Annotated in this window: 32 protein-coding genes; all 32 read right to left on the reverse strand. The window is 43.1% G+C overall.

Annotation, left to right across the window (positions count from 1 at the left end):
- Positions 1-72 precede the first annotated feature (72 nt).
- Positions 73-468 carry a 50S ribosomal protein L17 gene (gene rplQ / locus BVC89_RS21415; protein ID WP_086933160.1) on the reverse strand — a complete coding sequence of 132 codons (396 nt, stop codon included), beginning with the start codon at positions 466-468 and terminating at the stop codon, positions 73-75.
- Between the two features lie 92 nt (positions 469-560).
- On the reverse strand, positions 561-1547 hold the full coding sequence (locus BVC89_RS21420; RefSeq protein ID WP_086933161.1) for a DNA-directed RNA polymerase subunit alpha: 987 nt from the start codon (positions 1545-1547) through the stop codon (positions 561-563).
- 56 nt (positions 1548-1603) lie between these two features.
- Positions 1604-2224, reverse strand: coding sequence for a 30S ribosomal protein S4 (gene rpsD / locus BVC89_RS21425; protein ID WP_086933162.1), 621 nt, complete (start codon positions 2222-2224; stop codon positions 1604-1606).
- Between the two features lie 13 nt (positions 2225-2237).
- Entirely contained in the window at positions 2238-2630 is a 393-nt protein-coding gene (rpsK, locus tag BVC89_RS21430; RefSeq protein ID WP_086933163.1) for a 30S ribosomal protein S11, read from the reverse strand.
- A 45-nt stretch (positions 2631-2675) separates the two neighbouring features.
- Complete coding sequence (gene rpsM, locus BVC89_RS21435) at positions 2676-3032, reverse strand: 30S ribosomal protein S13 (protein WP_086933164.1); 357 nt, start codon at positions 3030-3032, stop codon at positions 2676-2678.
- A gap of 258 nt (positions 3033-3290) precedes the next feature.
- Positions 3291-3407: a 50S ribosomal protein L36 gene (gene rpmJ / locus BVC89_RS21440; RefSeq protein WP_086933165.1), complete on the reverse strand. Its 117-nt coding sequence runs from the start codon at positions 3405-3407 to the stop codon at positions 3291-3293.
- 37 nt (positions 3408-3444) lie between these two features.
- Positions 3445-4785 carry a preprotein translocase subunit SecY gene (gene secY, locus BVC89_RS21445; protein WP_086933166.1) on the reverse strand — a complete coding sequence of 447 codons (1341 nt, stop codon included), beginning with the start codon at positions 4783-4785 and terminating at the stop codon, positions 3445-3447.
- A gap of 23 nt (positions 4786-4808) precedes the next feature.
- Positions 4809-5243 (reverse strand): 50S ribosomal protein L15, encoded by a 435-nt coding sequence (rplO, locus tag BVC89_RS21450; RefSeq protein WP_086933167.1) that lies wholly within the window; start codon positions 5241-5243, stop codon positions 4809-4811.
- Position 5244: 1 nt separating this feature from the next.
- Positions 5245-5430: a 50S ribosomal protein L30 gene (gene rpmD / locus BVC89_RS21455; protein WP_086933168.1), complete on the reverse strand. Its 186-nt coding sequence runs from the start codon at positions 5428-5430 to the stop codon at positions 5245-5247.
- Between the two features lie 47 nt (positions 5431-5477).
- A complete protein-coding gene (gene rpsE / locus BVC89_RS21460) occupies positions 5478-5987 on the reverse strand; it encodes a 30S ribosomal protein S5 (RefSeq protein WP_086933169.1) in 510 nt (169 codons plus the stop codon).
- 9 nt (positions 5988-5996) lie between these two features.
- Complete coding sequence (gene rplR, locus BVC89_RS21465; RefSeq protein ID WP_086933170.1) at positions 5997-6347, reverse strand: 50S ribosomal protein L18; 351 nt, start codon at positions 6345-6347, stop codon at positions 5997-5999.
- A 47-nt stretch (positions 6348-6394) separates the two neighbouring features.
- Positions 6395-6928: a 50S ribosomal protein L6 gene (rplF, locus tag BVC89_RS21470; RefSeq protein WP_086933171.1), complete on the reverse strand. Its 534-nt coding sequence runs from the start codon at positions 6926-6928 to the stop codon at positions 6395-6397.
- A 39-nt stretch (positions 6929-6967) separates the two neighbouring features.
- The gene (gene rpsH, locus BVC89_RS21475) at positions 6968-7360 is read right to left on the reverse strand and encodes a 30S ribosomal protein S8 (RefSeq protein ID WP_086933172.1); all 393 of its coding nucleotides are present in this window, start codon (positions 7358-7360) and stop codon (positions 6968-6970) included.
- Positions 7361-7388: 28 nt separating this feature from the next.
- Positions 7389-7694, reverse strand: a complete 306-nt coding sequence (gene rpsN, locus BVC89_RS21480; RefSeq protein ID WP_086933173.1) for a 30S ribosomal protein S14 — start codon at positions 7692-7694, stop codon at positions 7389-7391.
- A 13-nt stretch (positions 7695-7707) separates the two neighbouring features.
- The gene (rplE, locus tag BVC89_RS21485; RefSeq protein ID WP_086933174.1) at positions 7708-8247 is read right to left on the reverse strand and encodes a 50S ribosomal protein L5; all 540 of its coding nucleotides are present in this window, start codon (positions 8245-8247) and stop codon (positions 7708-7710) included.
- 51 nt (positions 8248-8298) lie between these two features.
- Positions 8299-8616 carry a 50S ribosomal protein L24 gene (gene rplX, locus BVC89_RS21490; RefSeq protein ID WP_086933175.1) on the reverse strand — a complete coding sequence of 106 codons (318 nt, stop codon included), beginning with the start codon at positions 8614-8616 and terminating at the stop codon, positions 8299-8301.
- Between the two features lie 18 nt (positions 8617-8634).
- Entirely contained in the window at positions 8635-9003 is a 369-nt protein-coding gene (gene rplN, locus BVC89_RS21495) for a 50S ribosomal protein L14 (protein ID WP_086933176.1), read from the reverse strand.
- A 36-nt stretch (positions 9004-9039) separates the two neighbouring features.
- The gene (gene rpsQ / locus BVC89_RS21500) at positions 9040-9306 is read right to left on the reverse strand and encodes a 30S ribosomal protein S17 (RefSeq protein WP_086933177.1); all 267 of its coding nucleotides are present in this window, start codon (positions 9304-9306) and stop codon (positions 9040-9042) included.
- Between the two features lie 2 nt (positions 9307-9308).
- Positions 9309-9500: a 50S ribosomal protein L29 gene (rpmC, locus tag BVC89_RS21505; RefSeq protein WP_086933178.1), complete on the reverse strand. Its 192-nt coding sequence runs from the start codon at positions 9498-9500 to the stop codon at positions 9309-9311.
- The gene (gene rplP, locus BVC89_RS21510) at positions 9500-9913 is read right to left on the reverse strand and encodes a 50S ribosomal protein L16 (RefSeq protein WP_086933179.1); all 414 of its coding nucleotides are present in this window, start codon (positions 9911-9913) and stop codon (positions 9500-9502) included. Before rplP ends, rpmC begins: the two co-directional genes overlap by 1 nt.
- A 76-nt stretch (positions 9914-9989) precedes the next feature.
- Positions 9990-10670, reverse strand: coding sequence for a 30S ribosomal protein S3 (gene rpsC / locus BVC89_RS21515; RefSeq protein WP_086933180.1), 681 nt, complete (start codon positions 10668-10670; stop codon positions 9990-9992).
- A gap of 11 nt (positions 10671-10681) precedes the next feature.
- Positions 10682-11014, reverse strand: coding sequence for a 50S ribosomal protein L22 (rplV, locus tag BVC89_RS21520; RefSeq protein ID WP_086934706.1), 333 nt, complete (start codon positions 11012-11014; stop codon positions 10682-10684).
- A 13-nt stretch (positions 11015-11027) separates the two neighbouring features.
- Positions 11028-11303: a 30S ribosomal protein S19 gene (rpsS, locus tag BVC89_RS21525; RefSeq protein ID WP_086933181.1), complete on the reverse strand. Its 276-nt coding sequence runs from the start codon at positions 11301-11303 to the stop codon at positions 11028-11030.
- A gap of 29 nt (positions 11304-11332) precedes the next feature.
- Positions 11333-12160 (reverse strand): 50S ribosomal protein L2, encoded by an 828-nt coding sequence (gene rplB, locus BVC89_RS21530; RefSeq protein WP_086933182.1) that lies wholly within the window; start codon positions 12158-12160, stop codon positions 11333-11335.
- 11 nt (positions 12161-12171) lie between these two features.
- Positions 12172-12468 (reverse strand): 50S ribosomal protein L23, encoded by a 297-nt coding sequence (gene rplW, locus BVC89_RS21535; protein WP_086933183.1) that lies wholly within the window; start codon positions 12466-12468, stop codon positions 12172-12174.
- On the reverse strand, positions 12465-13079 hold the full coding sequence (gene rplD / locus BVC89_RS21540) for a 50S ribosomal protein L4 (protein ID WP_086933184.1): 615 nt from the start codon (positions 13077-13079) through the stop codon (positions 12465-12467). The genes rplW and rplD overlap by 4 nt, the downstream gene beginning before the upstream one ends.
- Before the next feature lie 18 nt (positions 13080-13097).
- Positions 13098-13739 carry a 50S ribosomal protein L3 gene (gene rplC / locus BVC89_RS21545; RefSeq protein ID WP_086933185.1) on the reverse strand — a complete coding sequence of 214 codons (642 nt, stop codon included), beginning with the start codon at positions 13737-13739 and terminating at the stop codon, positions 13098-13100.
- Positions 13740-13838: 99 nt separating this feature from the next.
- Positions 13839-14150, reverse strand: coding sequence for a 30S ribosomal protein S10 (gene rpsJ / locus BVC89_RS21550; RefSeq protein ID WP_086933186.1), 312 nt, complete (start codon positions 14148-14150; stop codon positions 13839-13841).
- A gap of 342 nt (positions 14151-14492) precedes the next feature.
- Positions 14493-15005, reverse strand: a complete 513-nt coding sequence (locus BVC89_RS21555) for a hypothetical protein (protein WP_086933187.1) — start codon at positions 15003-15005, stop codon at positions 14493-14495.
- A gap of 59 nt (positions 15006-15064) precedes the next feature.
- Complete coding sequence (locus BVC89_RS21560; protein ID WP_086933188.1) at positions 15065-15364, reverse strand: hypothetical protein; 300 nt, start codon at positions 15362-15364, stop codon at positions 15065-15067.
- A gap of 37 nt (positions 15365-15401) precedes the next feature.
- On the reverse strand, positions 15402-16505 hold the full coding sequence (locus tag BVC89_RS21565; protein WP_086933189.1) for a hypothetical protein: 1104 nt from the start codon (positions 16503-16505) through the stop codon (positions 15402-15404).
- The gene (locus tag BVC89_RS21570; RefSeq protein WP_086933190.1) at positions 16505-18649 is read right to left on the reverse strand and encodes a polymorphic toxin-type HINT domain-containing protein; all 2145 of its coding nucleotides are present in this window, start codon (positions 18647-18649) and stop codon (positions 16505-16507) included. Before BVC89_RS21570 ends, BVC89_RS21565 begins: the two co-directional genes overlap by 1 nt.
- Positions 18650-18663 lie beyond the last annotated feature (14 nt).

An 18663-nucleotide genomic window follows, 5' to 3' on the forward strand; every position in this document is an offset into this window, starting at 1 on the left:
ATTAATTTAGCACTTAGGTGCCAAAGGAAATTATCTTTTATCCAAAAAAAAACCGGGCTAAGCCCGGTTTTATTAATCTTCTGTAACGACTTCTTCTTCAGAAATCGGCTCAGGTCTGTCGACCAGTTCGACGTATGCCATAGGAGCTTTATCTCCCGCGCGGTATCCGCATTTCAAAATACGAAGATATCCACCAGGACGGCTCTCATAACGAGGACCAAGCTCATTGAATAGTTTACCAACAGTAGACTTATCGCGGACGCGATCAAACGCCAGTCGACGATTAGCTACGCTGTCCACTTTAGATAAAGTAATCAAAGGCTCAGCATAACGGCGTAATTCTTTAGCTTTAGGCAACGTTGTCTTAATAAGCTCATGCTCTACTAAAGACGACACCATATTGCGAAACATCGCTTTGCGATGCGAGCTGTTTCTATTTAATTTACGTCCACTTTCACGATGACGCATGACTATAACCCTTTAAAACAATTGCTATCACAGCAAGTTTGTTGAAAACCGAGCCCAATCCACATTAAGGTTAGACTCAATTGAATTGTCGATTAATCGTTTTTTAAACTTGCCGGAGGCCAGTTCTCTAAACGCATTCCCAAAGATAAACCACGAGATGCTAATACATCTTTGATTTCTGTTAATGACTTCTTACCAAGGTTTGGCGTCTTTAACAGCTCTACTTCAGTGCGCTGAATCAAATCACCGATGTAGTAAATATTCTCTGCTTTCAAACAGTTAGCAGAACGAACAGTCAACTCGAGGTCATCCACAGGTCGTAACAAGACAGGATCAATCTGATCTTCTCTATGCTCTGGCTCAGCTTCTTTCTCGCCTTCTAAGTCAACAAATACCGCCAATTGATGCTGAAGAATTGTCGCTGCGCGACGAATCGCCTCTTCTGGATCAATGGTACCATTTGTCTCTAGATCTAAGACTAACTTATCCAGGTCAGTACGTTGCTCAACACGAGCACTCTCAACACTATAAGCCAGTCGGCTAATAGGGCTATAAGATGCATCTAGTTGTAAACGGCCAATGGCTCTAGTTTCTTCTTCTTCAGACACACGTGCATCTACTGGCTGATAACCACGCCCACGCGTTATGGTCAAACGCATACTCATCGATGTATCACCAGTAATGTTAGCGATAACACATTCTGGATTAACAATCTCTACATCGTGATCAAGCTGAATGTCACCAGCAGTAACAGCACCTGGACCTTTCTTGTTCAAGGTCAGCACCGCTTGCTCTTTTCCATGAAGAATAACTGCCACATTTTTAAGGTTGAGAAGAATTTCAATAACATCCTCCTGAACCCCTTCGATAGCGCTGTATTCGTGCTGAACGCCATCAATTTCTACTTCTGTAATTGCACACCCAGGCATAGACGACAGTAAAATTCTGCGCAATGCATTCCCTAGTGTGTGGCCAAAACCACGCTCCAAAGGCTCAAGTACAACCTTTGCCCGCGTTGGGCCTAATTCTGTAACGTCAATATGACGTGGTGTTAAAAATTCGTTTACAGCAATTTGCATACACGCACCTGCCAATAGTTATTTCTGTTACTAATCCTGTGAACCAAACTTCAAAATTATTTCGAGTAAAGCTCTACGATGAGGTTTTCGTTAATTTCAGCAGGCAAATCAACACGATCAGGTACTCGCTTGAAAACACCTTCTTTCTTGTCAGAATTAACATCAACCCACTCTACATCACCTCGCTGACCAGCGATGCCCAACGCATTTTGAATGCGAAGTTGATTTTTAGATTTTTCACGGATAGAAACAACATCACCCACTTTTACTTGGTAAGAAGGAATATTAACAACCTGTCCATTTACCAATACAGCTTTGTGAGAAACTAACTGACGAGACTCCGCTCTCGTAGAGCCAAAGCCCATACGATAAACCACATTATCCAAACGGCACTCTAGCAATTGAAGCAAATTCTCGCCTGTTGCACCTTTTCTACTCGCAGCTTTTTTATAGTAGCCGCGGAACTGCTTTTCAAGTATGCCGTACAAACGACGTACTTTTTGTTTTTCACGTAACTGAACACCATAGTCAGACAAACGTCCACGACGTTGACCGTGCTGACCTGGTTGAGTTTCCGCCTTACACTTAGATTCTAGCGGGCGAACACCACTTTTCAAAAATAAATCTGTACCCTCACGGCGAGAGAGCTTACAAGTTGGACCTATATAACGAGCCATCTTTTTTTACTCCTTATACTCGACGCTTCTTAGGTGGGCGGCAGCCATTATGAGGCACAGGTGTAACATCAGTAATATTAGTTACTTTATAACCAATGTTATTAAGCGCTCGAACAGCTGATTCACGGCCTGGACCAGGCCCTTTTACTTCTACATCTAGATTCTTCAAGCCATAGTCTTGAGCTGCAGTGCCTGCTCTTTCAGCAGCGATCTGAGCAGCAAAAGGCGTACTTTTACGAGACCCTCTAAAGCCTGAACCACCAGCTGTGGCCCATGATAAGGTATTGCCTTGACGATCAGTAATGGTAACGATGGTGTTGTTAAATGATGCATGAATATGTGCAACGCCATCGACTACGGTCTTTTTGACCTTTTTCTTTGTCGAACTTTTGGATGGCTTAGCCATAACAATTTTTTCCCAAACGATTCTGTTTAATGTTTACTCTAAAACTTATCTCTTGATAGGTTTACGAGGACCTTTACGAGTGCGCGCATTTGTCTTAGAACGCTGACCACGAACTGGTAGATTACGACGATGACGAAGGCCGCGATAAGCGCCAAGGTCCATCAAACGTTTGATATTCATAGAGACTTCACGTCGAAGATCACCTTCAACCGATAGTTTTGCAACTTCTCCACGAATAGCATCCATCTGCTCTTCAGATAAATCACCAATTTTAGTTGCTTCAGCAATTCCTGTAGTCGCACAAATTTGCTTTGCAATGCTGCGACCAACCCCGTAAACGTAGGTCAGGGAAATTACGGCATGCTTATGGTCTGGTATGTTGACACCAGCGATACGAGCCATTCACTTTACTCCAGATTGATATGAACTATGATGTTAACAACCAAAAACACCATTCCACGCTCTTTTTGGGGCCTACCCCAAAAAGCGCGCAAGAATAGCGGTAAATTGATCAAAAAGCAATAGCTTAGAAATTTCTCTCTAAGCGACAGTTAACATCTCTATATTTATTAAGCTATGAAAGCTTAAAAGGCTCTTCATTTCTAAACAATTACGACTGCACCTGTTTTGAAATTCAGCGCCTGGTAAAACTTGATAAAATTAACCTTGGCGTTGCTTATGACGTGGTTCTGCAGAGCAGATCACACGTACTACACCTTTGCGCCGAACAACTTTGCAATTGCGGCAAACTTTTTTAACAGAAGCACGTACTTTCATTTATTTTCTAACCTCTAACTATCAAAATAGACGGCAACTAGCGAGTGCGTCCATAACTTTGCAAATTCGCTTTCTTCATGACTGAGTCGTATTGATGTGTCATTAAATGGGATTGAACTTGTGACATAAAGTCCATAACCACTACCACAACGATCAATAACGATGTACCACCTACATAAACAGGTATGTTCGCCGATGCAGTCAAAAACTGAGGCAATAAGGCTACTGCCGCAATATAGAGAGAGCCAACAACAGTCAAACGCGTTAATACATTATCAATGTACTTCGCTGACTGCTCTCCAGGACGAATTCCTGGAATATAAGCGCCACCTTTTTTAAGATTATCTGCCACTTCTTTAGGGTTATACATCATTGCCGTGTAAACGAAACAGAACAAGATAATCAATACGCCAAACAACACGAAGTTCAAAGGTTGGCCAGGGCCTATCATCGCAGCAAAATCTTGTAGCAACTCTCCACCTTTACCTTCACTTGAGCTTCCCATCCACTGTGCAATAGAGGTTGGGAATAACAATATACTACTGGCAAAGATCACGGGGATAACGCCCGCCATGTTTATCTTAAGTGGCAGATGACTTGTCTGTGTTGCAACTTGGCCGCTTCTACCCACTTGCTTACGAGCATATTGAATAGTAATTCTTCGCTGCCCACGCTCCATTCTAACAACAAACCAAACAACCGCTACTGCGGCAAAGGCTATTGCAAGCAACATCAACAAATGAATATCACCTTGTCGCGCACTTTCAAATGCAGAACCAACTGCAGCTGGCAAACCTGCCACAATACCAGCAAAGATAAGCATGGAAATGCCGTTCCCAATGCCGCGCTCGGTTACTTGTTCACCAAGCCACATCATAAATACAGCACCAGTAACAAGAGATACCACAGCGATAACATAAAAACTTAGAGCGGAATACTCCGCATAAGCCATGCCTTGCCCAGCCAGACCTCTAACCATCACAAACGCCTGAACCAAAGCCAAACAAACGGTTAAATAACGAGTATACTGACTAATTTTTCTTCTTCCTGCCTCACCCTCTTTTTTTAGAGCTTCGAGTGTGGGAGTTACCGCGGTCATCATTTGCATAATGATAGACGCAGAGATGTAAGGCATGATGCCCAGAGCCAGAATACTCATACGCTCGAAAGCGCCGCCTGAAAACATGTTAAACATGCCAAGCATGGTTCCCTGGTTTTGACTCAGCAAATTAGCCACTTGCTCTGGGTCAATACCAGGAACTGGAATATGAGTACCCAAGCGATAAACCATAATCGCCAGCAATAAAAACTTAAGGCGAACCCAAAGTTCGCCTAAACCTTTCTGACTTCCTAACGGTGAGTTACCTTGGGTAGCCATCGATTCCTCTCAAATTCAAAGTGTTATTCTTCGACTTTGCCGCCAGCAGCTTCAATAGCAGCCTTAGCGCCTTTAGTCACAGCCAAACCTTTGAGCGTAACAGCTTTCTTTAGTTCACCCGATAAAAATACCTTGGCACGCTTGATATTTTCATTGACTAAATTAGCTGTCTTCAAAGCGTCAATATCGATTACTTCAGCATCAACCTTGTTGAGTTCAGCCAATCGAATTTCTGCTGTCACCTTGCTGATGCGACTTGTAAAGCCATACTTAGGCAGTCGCTTCTGGAGTGGCATTTGACCACCCTCAAAGCCTGGCTTAACACTACCACCAGAACGAGATTTCAAACCTTTGTGACCGCGACCAGCAGTTTTACCAACACCGCTACCAATTCCACGACCTACACGTTTTTTTGCCTTTACACGACCAGGTGCAGGACTCAAAGTATTAAGATGCATCTTATTCCCCTTCAACCTTAACCATGTAATAAACTTGATTGATCATACCGCGCACAGAAGGTGTGTCTTCTAACTCCACCGTGTGACCAATGCGACGCAAACCAAGACCACGAATACTTGCAATATGGTTCTTTAAGCGTCCAGATGAACTCTTTATTTGAGTAACTTTTACGGTTTTCTTAGCCATGGCTCTTCCACCAGTTTAAAGCATCGCCCACAAGGCGACACCTACAATTAATTCAATATTTCTTCTACAGACTTACCACGCTTTGACGCCACAGACTCAGGTGATGCCATAGCACGTAATGCTTCGAAAGTAGCACGAACTACATTCACTGGATTGGTTGATCCGTAGCACTTTGCCAATACGTTTTGTACGCCAGCAATTTCTAAAACAGCACGCATCGCACCACCAGCAATGACACCAGTACCTTGAGAAGCTGGCTGCATGTATACCTTAGAAGCTCCGTGACGACCCTTAGTAGGGTATTGAATAGTATCACCATTCAACTCAACTTGGATCATATTCCGGCGGGCAGCTTCCATTGCTTTTTGAATAGCAATAGGCACTTCACGAGACTTACCTCGACCAAAACCTACTCTGCCGTTTCCATCGCCAACAACAGTTAATGCAGTGAAACCGAAGATACGGCCACCTTTTACAGTTTTAGCCACACGGTTAACTTGAACCAGTTTTTCTTGCAAGCCTTCAGCTGCACTCTCTTCTTTATTTGATTGCGCCATAGTTGAACCTTAAAACTCTAATCCGCCTTCGCGAGCTGCATCTGCAAGTGCCTTAACTCGCCCATGGTACTTATAACCGCTACGGTCAAAAGCTACTTTAGAAATACCAGCAGTTTTAGCTCGCTCTGCGATCAATTTTCCCACAGCTTCAGCTGCCGAAATGTTTCCTGTTTTATCACCACGTAAATCTTTATCTAACGTAGATGCCGATGCCAAAACACTGCCACCTTCAGCGGCTATGATTTGTGCGTATATATGACGTGGTGTGCGATTTACACAAAGACGAGTTTTACGCAACTCGCTAATCTTGGCGCGCGACTTCTTTGCTCGCCTTAATCTTGATTGTTTTTTCGTGTTCATATTAATATCACCTGATCTCGATAAGCGTATTCACTAATTACCGCGAATTACTTTTTCTTGGCATCTTTACGACGCACATATTCATCGGCATATCTCACGCCTTTGCCTTTATAGGGCTCGGGTGGACGGAACGCTCTCACATCTGCTGCAACTTGACCAAGTAACTGTTTATCACTACTTTTCAAAACGATTTCCGTCTGACTAGGAGTTTCTGCAGTTACACCTTCAGGTAATGCATAGTCGATGGGATGAGAAAAGCCTAAAGTAAGATTTAACACATTACCAGATGCTTTCGCACGATAACCAACGCCATTCAATATTAACTTTCTTTCAAAACCCTGGCTAACACCGACAACCATGTTGTTAACCAATGAACGAGTTGTACCTGTTAAAGCAATCGCTTGCTTACTAGCATTAGTGGAAGAGAAAGTAAGTACATTATCTTCCTGCTTGATATCAACATCGTTATTTATTACTAAAGACAAGGTACCCTTCTTGCCCTTAACAGTGATTTCCTTACCATTGATTTTAATATCAACGCCATCAGGTAAATCAACCGGACTTTTTGCAATTCGTGACATAACTAATTACTCGCCAAAAACCTGTTCAACAAGACACTATTAGAAAACGGTGCAAAGCACTTCGCCGCCAACACCAGCAGAGCGAGCAGCACGATCTGTCATTACGCCCTTACTTGTTGAAACGATTGCGACACCCAAGCCACCTCTTACTGAAGGTAACTCGTCTTTACCAGCGTATGCTCGCAAGCCTGGACGGCTGTAGCGATCAATTTCCGCTATAACAGGCTTACCTTCGAAGTATTTCAACTCAATGGTAAGCTCTTGCTTTGTGCCTTCAGATACAGAAAAAGAGGCGACATAACCTTCTTTTACCAACACCTCAGCAACACTCTTTTTTAACTTCGATGAAGGCATAGTAACACTAGTCTTGCCAACCATCTGCGCATTTCTAATCCGGGTTAGCATATCTGCTAATGGGTCTTGCATGCTCATAAACTTTGCTCCTACTTACGTCTGTAGCTTACCAGCTTGCTTTAACTAAGCCAGGTACATCACCGCGCATAGCGGCTTCACGTAATTTGTTTCGACATAAACCAAACTTTCTATAAACAGCGTGTGGCCGTCCAGTTACTCGACAACGACGTTGTTGCCTAGAAGAGCTGGAGTCGCGCGGAAGTTTTTGTAATTTCAACATTGCTTCCCACACTTGATCATCACTTGATTCAACACCATTGATGATCTCTTTTAGCTCAGCACGCTTTTGTGCATATTTGGCAATATTTTTTGCACGCTTAACTTCGCGAGCTATCATTGATTTCTTAGCCATACCTGTTTAATTCCTAACCTTTAAATGGAAAGCTAAACGCTTTTAATAATGCTCGACCTTCATCGTCATTTTTTGCAGTTGTAGAAATGCAAATGTCGAGCCCGCGTAACTTATCAACTTTGTCGTAATCGATCTCAGGGAAAATGATTTGCTCATTTACACCCATTGAGAAGTTTCCACGACCATCAAATTGTTTAGGGCTAATACCACGAAAGTCACGAATACGAGGAATAGAAATACTGATTAATCGATCTAAAAACTCGTACATTTTTTCACGACGCAAAGTTACTTTACAGCCAATCGGCCATCCTTCGCGAACTTTAAAACCTGCTATAGACTTACGAGCTTTGGTTACTACCGGCTTTTGACCTGCAATTTTTTCCATATCGGCAATTGCATTCTCAAGTACTTTTTTATCCGCGATAGCTTCACCAACACCCATATTTATGGTGATTTTAGTAATGCGAGGTATTTCCATCACATTACTTAGACCCAGTTCCTCTTTTAGCTTGGAAGCGAGTTCTTTTGTGTACAGTTCTTTAAGCCTGGCCATTTTCTTTACTCAATTTGGCTGTTATATATTAACTTTGAAATCGAAATCTAATTAGGCGTCAATTGACTCGCCATTAGATTTGAAGACCCGAATTTTTTTCCCATCTTCTAACAATTTAATGCCAACACGATCAGCTTTCTTCGTAGTTGGATTAAAAATTGCCACATTTGAAACATGGATTGGTGCTTCTTTCTCGATTATCCCGCCAGATACACCCAACTGTGGATTTGGCTTTTGGTGTTTCTTAATCATTTGAACACCAGCAACAATCAAACGATTGTCAGCCAATACGCGGTTCACCTTGCCACGTTTGCCTTTATCACGACCTGCGATAACTATCACTTCGTCGTTTCGCTTAATTTTACGCATTATCTAAACCCTCTCGCCCTACAGCACTTCTGGCGCCAATGAAATAATTTTCATGAATTTTTCACTGCGAAGCTCGCGAGTTACCGGCCCGAATATACGAGTACCAATTGGTGCTTCTTGGTTGTTTAACAACACTGCAGCGTTGTCATCAAAGCGAATTAAAGAACCGTCTTGTCTTCTGACACCTTTTCTAGTGCGAACAACTACGGCTTTCATCACTTGACCTTTTTTTACTTTACCGCGAGGAATCGCTTCTTTAACGGTAACTTTAATTACATCGCCAACACTGGCATAACGGCGATGTGAACCACCGAGAACCTTAATGCACATAACACGGCGTGCACCACTATTGTCGGCAACGTCCAAATATGTTTGTGTTTGAATCATCGTCTATCTCCAAAACTCTTCTCAGGACTACCGACACTAAATTTGTGTCGCACGCTCTTCTATGTTTACCAAAGCCCAAGACTTTGTTTTAGAAAGCGGGCGAGATTCAGCGATTGTTACTGTATCACCGATTTTACAGTCGTTGTTTTCATCATGAGCTTTAAGCTTTGAAGATTTACTCATGTACTTTCCGTAAACGGGATGTTTTACTCGGCGCTCGATTAAAACCACTATGGATTTATCCATTTTGTCACTAACAACTTTACCTGTTAGTGTACGCACTAATTTCTTTTCATCTACCATGCTTAATTACCCGCCTTTTGATTAAGCACAGTTTTAATACGTGCAATGTTTCGTCGAGTTTGCTTTAACAAATGAGTTTGATTTAATTGATCAGTTGATTTCTGCATGCGAAATTTAAATTGCTCTTTCAACTGATTTAACAATTCTTCATTTAGCTCATCAACAGATTTTTCGTTGAGTTCTTTCGCTTTCATTACATTACCGACCGCTTCACAAATGTTGTATTAACAGGCAATTTCGCTGCCGCTAGAGCAAATGCCTCTCTAGCTAATTCTTCGGAAACACCTTCCATTTCATACAAAACTTTACCAGGTTGAATTTGGGCTACCCAATATTCAACATTACCTTTACCTTTACCTTGACGCACTTCCAAAGGCTTTTCGGTAATAGGCTTGTCAGGAAAAACTCGAATCCAAATTTTCCCACCACGCTTAACGTGTCTGGTCATTGCTCGACGAGCGGCTTCGATTTGACGAGCAGTAATACGTCCGCGATCAACGGATTTCAATCCAAACTCACCGAAGCTGACTTTTGAACCGCGATTAGATAGACCGCGATTACGCCCCTTCATTTGCTTTCTAAATTTTGTTCGCTTTGGCTGAAGCATTTGCTTAACCCTTAATTCAATTCTTAAGAACTTTATCTACGTCGCTTGTATTTTGCGACTTTCTATAAAGTTGGATTTATTTTGCGGCTTTCTTTTTGGTATTTGCAGGAGGCTCAGCCTCTTCCATACCACCGATAACTTCACCTTTAAAGATCCAAACTTTTACACCGATAATTCCATATGTTGTAGAAGCTTCTGCAGTTGCATAATCGATATCTGCGCGCAAAGTATGAAGCGGTACACGACCTTCACGGTACCATTCACTACGAGCGATTTCGGCACCGCCTAGACGACCACCAACTTGAACCTTCACACCTTCTGCACCTTGACGCATAGCGTTTTGTACAGCACGCTTCATTGCTCTTCGGAACATAACGCGACGTTCAAGCTGCTGTGCAACACTTTGTGCAACCAATGTTGCGTCTAAATCAGGCTTACGAATCTCTTCGATATTAATGTGAACAGATACGCCCATTTGCTTACTAAGCTCAGTGCGTAGCTTCTCAACATCTTCGCCTTTTTTACCGATAACAATACCAGGGCGAGCCGTGTGAATTGTTATACGTGCAGTATTAGCAGGACGCTCGATATCAACTCGACTAACGGATGCATTAGCCAAAGTCTTTTGAATATATTGACGAACTTTTAAGTCTATATTCAATTTATCTGCATAGTCGCCTTTACTTGCATACCAAGTTGACGTGTGCTTCTTAACTATGCCAAGACGAATCCCGGTTGGATGTACTTTCTGACCCATAAGTTCGCTCTCTACTCGTCCGCTACTTTAACGGTAATGTGGCATGTGCGTTTCAGGATACGATCTGCTCGCCCTTTAGCACGTGGCCTAATACGCTTCATGGTTACCCCTTCATCCACGAATACTGTGGACACCTTTAGCTCATCAACGTCGGCACCTTCATTGTGCTCAGCATTTGCAATTGCTGATTCAAGTACCTTCTTAACTAAATCAGCACCTTTTTTTGTACTGAAAGTTAAAACATCCAAAGCTTCTTCAACAGACTGGCCACGGATCATATCCACCACCAATCGTGCTTTCTGTGCGGAGATATTAGCTCCGCGTAATTTTGCTGCTACTTCCATCATCGCCCCTCGCTTAACGCTTCGCTTTTTTATCAGCGACGTGGCCACGGTAAGTGCGAGTAGCTGCAAACTCACCTAACTTGTGACCAACCATTTCTTCGTTAATCAACACAGGCACGTGTTGACGACCATTATGTACAGCAATAGTAAGACCAACCATCTCAGGCATGATCATTGATCGACGCGACCAAGTTTTAATAGGTCTACGGTCATTTTTTTCAACGGCCGTCTCCACTTTCTTAAGTAAGTGGTGATCAATAAATGGGCCTTTCTTCAGCGAACGTGGCACTGTTATATCCTCTTTACTTAAGCGTCTATTTATTTCTTGTTACGACGTCTAACAATCATATTGTCAGTACGCTTGTTTTTACGTGTTTTATAACCCTTAGTTGGAACGCCCCAAGGTGTAACTGGGTGACGACCACCAGAAGTTCGGCCTTCACCACCACCATGTGGGTGATCTACGGGGTTCATTGCAACACCGCGAACAGTTGGTCTAACACCACGCCAGCGTGAAGCACCTGCTTTACCTAGTGAACGTAGGTTGTGCTCACTATTCGATACCTCACCGAGAGTTGCTCGACAATCAGATAATACTTTGCGCATTTCACCACTGCGTAAACGCAATGTTGCGTATTGGCCTTCTCTTGCCACTAGTTGTACAGAAGCACCTGCAGAGCGAGCTATTTGCGCACCTTTACCGGGCTTAAGCTCAACACAGTGAATAGTACTACCCACTGGTATATTTCTGATGGGTAAGCTATTGCCAACTTTTATTGCAGCAAGGTTACCTGACTCAACTCTATCGCCAGCTTTAACGCCTTTAGGAGCAATAATATAACGACGCTCACCGTCTAAATAGCATACCAAAGCGATATGTGCGCTGCGGTTTGGATCGTATTCAATACGCTCTACTTTCGCAGGGATACCATCTTTATTACGACGAAAATCGATAACACGATAGTGTTGTTTATGACCACCACCAATATGGCGGGTAGTAATTCGTCCGGCATTGTTACGACCACCAGACTTTGATTTCTTTTCTAGTAAAGGCGCATGAGGCTTACCTTTATGTAGATCTGGGCTAACAACGTTAACGACGAAGCGACGACCAGCTGATGTGGGTTTACGTTTTAATAACGGCATCTTATCGCTCCTTATTCCGCTGTTGCAAAGTCAATTTCTTGACCTTGAGCTAATCGTACGTAAGCTTTTTTCCAATCGCTACGACGACCCATACCGAAACGAGTACGCTTTGTCTTTCCTTTAACATTTAATACTCGTACGTCATCTACTTTAACGCTGAACATTTCTTCAACAGCAGCATGAATTTCTGCTTTGTTAGCATCAGAGATAACTTTGAAAACCACCTGATTTGATACTTCAGCAGCCATTGTAGACTTCTCTGAAATAACAGGTGAAAGTATCACTTTATATAAACGCTCTTTGTTCATACGAGAGCCTCCTCAAGCTTTTTAAGCGCGGGAACAGTCACTAATACCTTCTCAGCGCCAACAAGACTTACAGGATCAATACCTGCTGCATCTCTCACATCAACCTTATGCAAGTTGCGTGAAGCTAGATATAAGTTTTCGCTTACATCTTCAGAAACAATCAGTACGTCCGAAAGATCGTATTGAGCTAGCTTTTGGATAAGACCTTTTGTTTTTGGAGAGTCTACAGTGAACTCTTCAACAACAATTAATCGCTCTTGACGTGCTAACTCAGACAAGATGCAGCGAAGCGCACCTCGATACATCTTTTTGTTGAACTTTTGCTCGTGATCTCTTGGTTTAGCAGCGAAAGTAACACCGCCAGAACGCCATATAGGGCTACGGATAGTTCCCGCACGAGCTCTACCAGTACCTTTTTGACGCCAAGGTTTCTTGCCGCCACCAGATACTTCAGAACGAGTTTTTTGTGCTTTAGAACCCTGTCTAGCAGCTGCCATATAAGCAATAACCGCTTGGTGAACAAGGTCTTGATTAAATTCTTTGCCGAAAGCGACATCAGATACTGCAACGGTACCCTTAGCGCCTTGCGGTGTAGCAATATTTAATTCCATGGTCGACTCCTAGGAAACTTAACCGTTGTTACGCTTTTTGATGGCAGGACGAATCATCACATCGCCACCAGGAGCACCGGGAACAGCACCCTTAATAAGAATCAAACTGCGCTCAACATCGATCTTCACAATCTCAAGATTTTGTGTAGTTACCTGCTCAGCACCCAAGTGGCCTGCCATTTTCTTGCCTTTAAAAACACGGCCAGGTGTTTGACATTGACCAATAGAACCAGGAGCGCGGTGAGATAATGAATTACCATGGGTTGCGTCTTGCATTCTGAAATTCCAACGCTTTACGCCACCGGCAAAACCTTTACCTTTTGATACACCTGTAACATCTACTTTTTGGCCAGCTTCGAAAAGCTCAACAGTTATTTCTGAGCCTACCTGGTAGTCTTCGCCTTCATTTCTGAATTCCCAAAGACCACGGCCAGCTTCAGCCTTAGCTTTTGCAAAGTGCCCTTTTTCTGATTTTGATACTCGTGAAGAACGTTTTTCGCCTGCTGTAACCTGAATAGCAGAGTAACCATCAACTTCTATACTTTTCACTTGAGTAACGCGATTAGGAGATACTTCGATTACAGTTACTGGAACTGAAGCTCCCTCATCTGTGAAAATGCGGGTCATACCGCTTTTGCGGCCGACTATACCTATTGTCATTGTGAACCTCTCAGTGTACGGGGCTATTACCCGCTATGGCCGCCCATTGCAGAGCGTTACACAAACTAAAAGTTAAACTTTTAGCTGTGATCTGAAGCCTTAGCCCAGACTAATTTGAACTTCGACGCCAGCCGCTAAATCTAGCTTCATCAAAGCATCTACAGTTTTTTCAGTCGGCTCGACAATGTCGAGCAAACGCTTATAAGTACGAATTTCGTACTGATCGCGCGCATCTTTGTTTACGTGGGGAGAGATCAATACGGTAAAACGCTCCTTGCGAGTAGGCAATGGAATAGGACCTCTTACCTGTGCACCTGTGCGCTTTGCGGTATCTACAATCTCTAGTGTTGAAGCATCTATCAACTTGTGATCGAATGCTTTCAATCGAATGCGAATACGCTGATTCTGCATCTGAACCAAACTCCAAATCTTTTTAAAGAACAATCAGTTAAGAGTATACGAAATACCCCCCTGAAATGAGGGCGCAATCATAATGACAAGCCCTATAGGTGTCAAGCACTTATCTACTAAATATTCAGATATTTAATGATTATGCATTTTTGGAACAAAGCAGTAACTAATCTGCAGGATTTAGCCTCGTTTATTAACTTTTATTTGGAAGCTGAAATTACCGCTCCTTCTACTATATAAGAAAGATTATCTATATAAGAAAGATAGCGTAAAGAGTAAATAAGGAATACAGCAGGAAAATGACAAATCGCGCCAGAGCGCAAAGGCTATCCGATCCCAATTTTATAGGCATCTATCGCTTATCAGAATGGATGATAAACCTTGTGCGGTTGATAGAAACAGATAGGCAAAGTTATCTCGCATACCATATTTTACTGTTTCTATATCTTTGGCCTGCTTCTTTAGGGAAGAAACAAAACGTCGATCAAACTTAGTTAGAGATTCTTGGCAGCTTGTCGTTTTGGATGGAGAGATAAGTGGGCCAGACAGCTCGATAGCTTGATCATACTTGCTGAAGAAAGTACTGATATCATTCTCTAAACGCTTCACTAAGTTTTTGGACAAAGGTCTTTTAGGATCAAAGTTATTAACTTGGTAATAATCACTATAGACTTGCAGTATATTAGCAGCACCCTGCTGCAGGGGAACCACCAAATTCTGGATATAGCTGACTTTACTGTGCACCTCTTCAACACTCGCCACTGCCCGATAAGGAAAAGCTAGAGAAGAAAAAGCACAGATACTAATAAGTGCGAATTCTTTTTTAAGGCTTAGCACGCTTTTACTAACTTTCATTAGAGTTAACTTATCAATGGCTTATGGCGATTATCTACTAGCTTCTTGCTATTACCCTCTTATTCCCCATCCGCACCAAAACTTACTTGCCCTTTCACACCTAACTTTTTGAACACACAACCATAAAGTGCTTGAGTAGCAGCCATAAAATCCAGTTGGGCTTCCGCATTAGCTTTAGCACAGGTTTTAGAAGCTTCCATACATTGCTCAGCGGTGACACTGTATTGCTTCCAGATTGACTCATTTTCACAAAAGGGACGCAGCTCTTCATCGCTGAGCATACCTACTGAGCCTTGGGCGAATACAATATTAGAAGTCAATAACAGTGCGCATATTGTTGAGTTAAACAATAATTTCATAAATTCACCATTTATTTATACGGAAGGATTAGGCCAGTTAGCTTCGAGAAAAAATTGAAACAGAATAAGGAAGTTCAACTCCTAGATCATCTTCACACACCAGTAAGAAATCGTTAGAAATAATAGGGGCTTTCATTAGGCTTTGACCCCATTTACCTTTATCACTTTGGACGATTTCTTTCGTATCTCTATCGAAAATTACCAAATCACCACGTTTACCGGCGCCTACTACATAGTTTTTATATACAGAAGAGAAGTCTATTTTATGTTGCTTGATTATCTTTTTGTCAAAGATGGTCAGATCCACCGTTTCAGCAGTTTTAAGATCGATAGTATGACACCCATGTGACCAAAGAATCGTCAAGTTGCTATTTGAAGAATCTAAGTTATAACAGGCATTTAGGTTACCGCTGTCACCGCCAAATACCGGAGCTTGTATCCATAAGATATCACCACTATTAATATCTATAGACATCATGGCTCTTACTTTCTCTTGGCCACCTCGAGGTTTAAATTGTATTTCTCCTACATTAGTAGGCTCCGTCAATACGGCATGACCATTAAACACAAGGGCATCACCGTATTGCTTTATAGTCCACCGGCTATCAACTGTAATGTGATCAGGAAAAGATACTTGCCACAAGATATCGCCACTAGCACCTTGCACACAGGTAACAATACTTCCAACCTGATTAACAAAAAACAAGCGCTCAGAGTCGGGATGTTCCAACAAATAATAATACTCCTCACTCATGGAAAAACTCTGAATTTTTTCCCTCTCTTGTAGAGATATTAAGTGACGAATATCTTGTTTATGCTCTTCAAACAAAATACAGCCACCCAGCACGGACTTAACTCTGTGTTCAGGCTTTAAGGCGGGGTAGTTTTTAACATCATGAGCACTTGCAACGAGTAGTTCGCTTTTTCCTTCAAGATCATGAATATAAAGATGACCTGCAAAATTATTAGTTAAACATTTTGAATAATCATAACTAAACCGTTTTTCAAATGTACCCTTTTCCAAGTCCATAACACAGCAGGATTTTTCAGCCCCCACTAAGTCGCCGTAAAGTATTGGCACATCATTACCTAAGATACCAAGGAGCTTTACGTTACTTAAAAAAGAGGTACATTCGAACATTATTCAGCCCTAAAAATATTAGTAAAATTACTGGAAAGTATACTATCGAATTGCTCCTGATTTCGAGCCCCAAATTTCCTCCATATAGCTTCGCTTTCCTCAGTACGCATACTTCTCATCTCCTCCCTTATAGTATCTAACATATCTTGCCTTGAAGCACTTAGAGATTGACCGTTACGGCTTAGCTTGTCTCTATCAAAAATCCAGCGTATATCGTCAAGGTCAGCTTGTTGTAAATCTGTTACAAATTGTCTCCCAAATTCTTGCGGTGGCAAATTTTGAACAGATTTATATTCATAACGGATAGTCCTGCTGCTAAAGAAGCCTTCATCAATAACCTCCACATCTACACGTCTACCCGGAGCAGTAACTTCGAAACGAAGCTCCAAATCAGCAAACTGCGCAGGGTTATCAGTGATATGTTTTAAAGTAAACCCAGCACCAACAGCGAAATTACCCCCTCGTTCAAGATCACCAATAAGTGGCGTGATATCACCTATTTCAACACCAGCGTCGGCCAAATCATGCAAGCCATCCGCTAACTCTTGTAGGCCTAAAGCGCCAGATCCTGCTGAGCGGTTAGCCGCTAATAAACGCCTTAAATTATCGCCATCAAGATTTATATCGTCCAAGCGTCGATTTTCTAATAAACGATGAACACTCTCTAATGATTCTGGTCCTAATCTGCCAAAGTCAGAATAACCAGCGTCATCTGCTATATCCCATGCACGTGCAAGTTCGGGGTTTTCAATAATTGCATCGCGAATATTAGGATTGTCGTCCAACATCCTGCCAAAGCGATCTCGTTTTGCGGCTGGTAATAGATCCAACGCTTGATCAACAGCGGCATTGACTCGCCCAGTACGAGCAGCAATATCACATGCATCATTGGGGTTGTGCACCCAGAGCTTATTGGTGCTAACAAAGTAACTGTGATGCTTCTCTACTTCAAAGTTGTAAACACTCACAGGACCTTTAGCGTATTTCACACTGCGCACTAAGATATCGCCTTCAGCGGCAGCAAGGGCATTACCTTTTTCTAAATTAGCAGCAAATACCCAACCTTCACCTTGGCGCCAAAATGGATGTTCAGCAGTGGTTTGAATATGGTCATAGCCGGTTTTTATTTCGTAGTAACCTTCCACCTCACGGGTGAATAGCTGCGTAATAGGATTAATACCATCCTCGAAAGTATTCTCATCTCGCGAATACACTCGATCACCGACCTTGAGTGTTTCTATTGGCCGCATCCCTGTTTCTGTCCACACCATGGTGCCTTCAAGGAAGCTACTACAACCAACATCTAGCCTTCGCGCTGTGCGGGAAAAGCCGGCCAAGCGTCGTACTCGAGTCACAATACTAGTTAATGCAGCGGGGCTAATATTCTCACCCACAAGTTGACCAATACGGTAGGGATCACCACTGATAACAGCAGCTATATCATCACCCAGCTGATCAATAATCGCCTGCATGGTCGCTTCAAAATCGGTAAACAATGCGACGGCCAGATCTCGCAACTGGCGTGCAGTCTCAATCGGATTCAATAAGAAGTTAACTAAATCCCAAAACTGAGTAAGGATGCCGTCCCACAGGCCACGTACAAAGTTAGAGGTAAAATCAAGAATTTCTTCAATTAGACTTTCTTCATCTTCAGCGTCGCCTCCATCACCGCCGGTACCTCCACCGCCGCCAGTGCCTCCACCGCCGCCAGTGCCTCCACCGCCGCCAGTGCCTCCACCGCCGCCAGTGCCCCCCCCGCCGCCAGTGCCTCCACCGCCGCCAGTGCCTCCACCACCGCCAGTGCCTCCACCACCGCCAGTGCCTCCCCCGCCGCCAGTGCCTCCACCACCGCCAGTGCCTCCACCACCGCCAGTGCCTCCACCGCCGCCAGTGCCGCCACCGCCGCCAGTTCCGCCACCGCCGCCAGTGCCTCCACCGCCGCCGGAACCACTGCCAGGAGCATATTGTCCTCCGGACAATTCTACAGCGACATTAGAACCTTGATCCCGAACAACATCGCCGTACTGTCCTATACCGCCAGCGATAATCGTTAGAACGAAACCTAGCAAAGGTAAATATTCGCTCATCGCTGCCCCTGCTTGCCTCGCAAGGCTTTTACCTACAAACCTATTTTTATATTTCATAGTGTAGATTCCAG

The organism is Agarilytica rhodophyticola (genome assembly GCF_002157225.2).
GTDB lineage: Bacteria > Pseudomonadota > Gammaproteobacteria > Pseudomonadales > Cellvibrionaceae > Agarilytica > Agarilytica rhodophyticola.

Coding starts and splice junctions, on each gene's coding strand:
- rplF (WP_086933171.1), bottom strand. CDS start 6,928: ATGTCACGAATTGCAAAAAGTCCGGTTGATTTACCTGATGGCGTTGAT.
- rpsD (WP_086933162.1), bottom strand. CDS start 2,224: ATGGCTCGTTATATAGGTCCAACTTGTAAGCTCTCTCGCCGTGAGGGT.
- rplR (WP_086933170.1), bottom strand. CDS start 6,347: ATGAACACGAAAAAACAATCAAGATTAAGGCGAGCAAAGAAGTCGCGC.
- rpmJ (WP_086933165.1), bottom strand. CDS start 3,407: ATGAAAGTACGTGCTTCTGTTAAAAAAGTTTGCCGCAATTGCAAAGTT.
- rplW (WP_086933183.1), bottom strand. CDS start 12,468: ATGAACAAAGAGCGTTTATATAAAGTGATACTTTCACCTGTTATTTCA.
- BVC89_RS21420 (WP_086933161.1), bottom strand. CDS start 1,547: ATGCAAATTGCTGTAAACGAATTTTTAACACCACGTCATATTGACGTT.
- rplP (WP_086933179.1), bottom strand. CDS start 9,913: ATGCTTCAGCCAAAGCGAACAAAATTTAGAAAGCAAATGAAGGGGCGT.
- rplB (WP_086933182.1), bottom strand. CDS start 12,160: ATGCCGTTATTAAAACGTAAACCCACATCAGCTGGTCGTCGCTTCGTC.
- rplX (WP_086933175.1), bottom strand. CDS start 8,616: ATGCGTAAAATTAAGCGAAACGACGAAGTGATAGTTATCGCAGGTCGT.
- rplQ (WP_086933160.1), bottom strand. CDS start 468: ATGCGTCATCGTGAAAGTGGACGTAAATTAAATAGAAACAGCTCGCAT.
- rpsM (WP_086933164.1), bottom strand. CDS start 3,032: ATGGCTCGTATCGCTGGTGTCAACATACCAGACCATAAGCATGCCGTA.
- rpsC (WP_086933180.1), bottom strand. CDS start 10,670: ATGGGTCAGAAAGTACATCCAACCGGGATTCGTCTTGGCATAGTTAAG.
- secY (WP_086933166.1), bottom strand. CDS start 4,785: ATGGCTACCCAAGGTAACTCACCGTTAGGAAGTCAGAAAGGTTTAGGC.
- rplV (WP_086934706.1), bottom strand. CDS start 11,014: ATGGAAGTAGCAGCAAAATTACGCGGAGCTAATATCTCCGCACAGAAA.
- rpsJ (WP_086933186.1), bottom strand. CDS start 14,150: ATGCAGAATCAGCGTATTCGCATTCGATTGAAAGCATTCGATCACAAG.
- rpmD (WP_086933168.1), bottom strand. CDS start 5,430: ATGGCTAAGAAAACCGTAAAAGTTACTCAAATAAAGAGTTCATCTGGA.
- BVC89_RS21555 (WP_086933187.1), bottom strand. CDS start 15,005: ATGAAAGTTAGTAAAAGCGTGCTAAGCCTTAAAAAAGAATTCGCACTT.
- rplO (WP_086933167.1), bottom strand. CDS start 5,243: ATGCATCTTAATACTTTGAGTCCTGCACCTGGTCGTGTAAAGGCAAAA.
- BVC89_RS21560 (WP_086933188.1), bottom strand. CDS start 15,364: ATGAAATTATTGTTTAACTCAACAATATGCGCACTGTTATTGACTTCT.
- BVC89_RS21565 (WP_086933189.1), bottom strand. CDS start 16,505: ATGTTCGAATGTACCTCTTTTTTAAGTAACGTAAAGCTCCTTGGTATC.
- rplE (WP_086933174.1), bottom strand. CDS start 8,247: ATGGCCAGGCTTAAAGAACTGTACACAAAAGAACTCGCTTCCAAGCTA.
- rplC (WP_086933185.1), bottom strand. CDS start 13,739: ATGACAATAGGTATAGTCGGCCGCAAAAGCGGTATGACCCGCATTTTC.
- rpmC (WP_086933178.1), bottom strand. CDS start 9,500: ATGAAAGCGAAAGAACTCAACGAAAAATCTGTTGATGAGCTAAATGAA.
- rpsQ (WP_086933177.1), bottom strand. CDS start 9,306: ATGGTAGATGAAAAGAAATTAGTGCGTACACTAACAGGTAAAGTTGTT.
- BVC89_RS21570 (WP_086933190.1), bottom strand. CDS start 18,649: ATGAAATATAAAAATAGGTTTGTAGGTAAAAGCCTTGCGAGGCAAGCA.
- rpsN (WP_086933173.1), bottom strand. CDS start 7,694: ATGGCTAAGAAATCAATGATAGCTCGCGAAGTTAAGCGTGCAAAAAAT.
- rpsH (WP_086933172.1), bottom strand. CDS start 7,360: ATGAGCATGCAAGACCCATTAGCAGATATGCTAACCCGGATTAGAAAT.
- rplD (WP_086933184.1), bottom strand. CDS start 13,079: ATGGAATTAAATATTGCTACACCGCAAGGCGCTAAGGGTACCGTTGCA.
- rpsE (WP_086933169.1), bottom strand. CDS start 5,987: ATGGCGCAATCAAATAAAGAAGAGAGTGCAGCTGAAGGCTTGCAAGAA.
- rpsK (WP_086933163.1), bottom strand. CDS start 2,630: ATGGCTAAGCCATCCAAAAGTTCGACAAAGAAAAAGGTCAAAAAGACC.
- rplN (WP_086933176.1), bottom strand. CDS start 9,003: ATGATTCAAACACAAACATATTTGGACGTTGCCGACAATAGTGGTGCA.